The following is a 2,107-nucleotide window of genomic DNA, read 5'->3' as shown; positions in this document are numbered from 1 at the left end:
GTTGATCGTCACGCTCCTGGAGCCCTATTTACAGCCCGATAATTATTAAAGATATTTGCGGGATGTTGTACTAGCGCGGACAGCAGTGTCAGCGGCTCGAACGTGGCAGTGCGGGCGGTATGCGGCAGCGTCGCGTCATCCATGCCGCGGATCGCCACGCCATCGGCCAGGAACAGCGCGTCGAAGCCGGCCGCCTCGGCACGCCGGGCCAGCGCAGCATAGTGGGACAAGCTGCGGCCGGCGTCGGCGTGCGCCTCGGGGTGGCGCCAGCCGGCCACGTGGTGCCCGGTGGCCATGACGAAGGCACCCAAGTGGAGCTGGCGCGGCGGTTGACGGTAAGCATCTGTCATGCTCAGGCCACCTTGCGCTCGTTGGCGGCATCCCGCACGGCCGGCTCCGGCTTGATCGCACGGCTTGACTGCCCGTCGACGCTGACCGGCACGTCCCCGGCGATCGTCACGCGGCGCACCACGCGGTGGGCGTCGCCATAGTCGTTGATCGCATAGTGCTGCGTGGCTCGGTTATCCCAAATGGCGACATCTCCCGCCTCCCAGCGCCAGCGCACCGTGTTTTCGAGGCGGTGCACATGCCCCTGAAGCAATGAAACTAGATGCGCGGAGTCGACCGACGAGTAGCCCAACAGCTTCTTGACGAAATGCCCAAGTACTAACGAGCGCTCCCCGGTCTCGGGATGCACGCGAACCACCGGGTGCTCGGTCTCGTAGATCGTGGATGTGAAAACCTCGCGGTAGCGCCGCGCACCCTCGCTGTCCGGGAGCGGGCGCGACGCGGCGTAGTCGTAATCGTTGGTATGGAGTGCCCACAGCTTGTCGGCAAGGCCACGCAGTGGCTCCGGCAGGTCCTGATAGGCGGCGGCCGTGTTGGCCCACACCGTGTCTCCGCCGGCGGCCGGCACCTTCACGGCGCGCAGCACCGAGACTTGCGGATATGCCAGATCGAACGTCACGTCGGTGTGCCACGAATTGGCGCGCCCGCCGTGCTGCGAGTCGAGCTCGAGCAGGTATTCAGTGCCGTCGCGCACGGGTACGGTCGGATGCGCGACCGGCGCGCCGAAGCGCTTGCCGAACGCTTCCTGGGCGGTGTCGCCGAAATGGCCCTGCTGGCGGAAGAAAAGTTACCTTGTAGCGCAGCAACGCGGCGCGGATTGCGTCGAACGTGCCCGGCGACACGTCTGCACCGAGTCGTATGCCGCGGATTTCGGCGCCGATGCGACCGGCGACGGGGTGAATGTCGAGCGCCTGCTGTTCAAAGGATTGCGTCATCGTGGAAACTCCGGGTGAGATCAGTGCGAAAGGACTTCGGGGGAATCGGCGATGTGAACGGAGTCGCGCTGTTCGGCGAATTCTCGCAGCACGCCATCGCGAACGCGAGCGAACGCCGCCGAGGTGCGGTCGCGCGGATGTGGCAGGTCGACCGGCAAGAAGCGGCGGATCCGGCCCCGGGCGCGGCTCCATCACGACCACGCGTCGCCGAGAAATACCGCCTCTTCGACATCGTGCGTGACCAGGATCATCGTGATGCCTTTTGCCTGCCAGATGCGGCGCAACGCGCGTCATGGCATCGAGAGCGCCGAACGGCTCGTCGAGCAGCAGGATGTCCGGCCGCGTGACCAGTGCACGCGCGATGGCAACGCGTTGCGACATGCCGCCGGAAAGCTGGTGTGGAAACGCGTTCTCGAATCCCGTGAGGCCGACCATTTCGGTATGCGACTGAATGGTGCAGCGCTTGTCGGTCTGACTCAGGTTGCGGTTAAGCAGCGCGAGCGACACATTCTGCGCGACAGTCAGCCACGGGAACAGCCGGTGCTCCTGGAACACGATGCCGCGCTGCAGGCTCGTGCCGACGATGCGCTGTCCGTCGACGTGGATCTCGCCACGATAGTCGTCTTCCAGCCCCGCGATCAGGCGCAGCAGCGTGGACTTGCCGCAGCCACTGGCGCCGACGATGCTGACGAACTCGCCCGGCGCGATGGTTAGCGAGATATCCTCGAGCACGGACAGCGCCCTGCCTGATCTTGCCCCCGGAGAGTGGAGTTCTTAGCCTATGTTCCAATACGAGCAAGGAGCTAAGACATGTCGAGCAAGCA

Annotated in this window: 3 pseudogenes; all 3 read right to left on the bottom strand. The window is 65.1% G+C overall.

What is annotated here, in order from left to right:
* Nucleotides 1-71: 71 nt before the first annotated feature.
* Nucleotides 72-350: pseudogene (locus J8I82_RS37515) on the bottom strand (nitrilotriacetate monooxygenase); the annotation flags it as partial.
* 2 nt (nucleotides 351-352) lie between these two features.
* Nucleotides 353-1,283 (bottom strand): annotated as a pseudogene (locus J8I82_RS37510) (TauD/TfdA dioxygenase family protein).
* A 20-nt stretch (nucleotides 1,284-1,303) separates the two neighbouring features.
* Nucleotides 1,304-2,021: pseudogene (locus J8I82_RS37505) on the bottom strand (ABC transporter ATP-binding protein).
* Nucleotides 2,022-2,107 lie beyond the last annotated feature (86 nt).

Origin of the sequence: Cupriavidus consociatus (assembly GCF_017814975.1) — a bacterium.
GTDB lineage: Bacteria > Pseudomonadota > Gammaproteobacteria > Burkholderiales > Burkholderiaceae > Cupriavidus > Cupriavidus consociatus.
The sequence above is the reverse complement of the archived record's forward strand: the minus strand, read 5'-3'. Positions and strand labels throughout refer to the sequence as shown.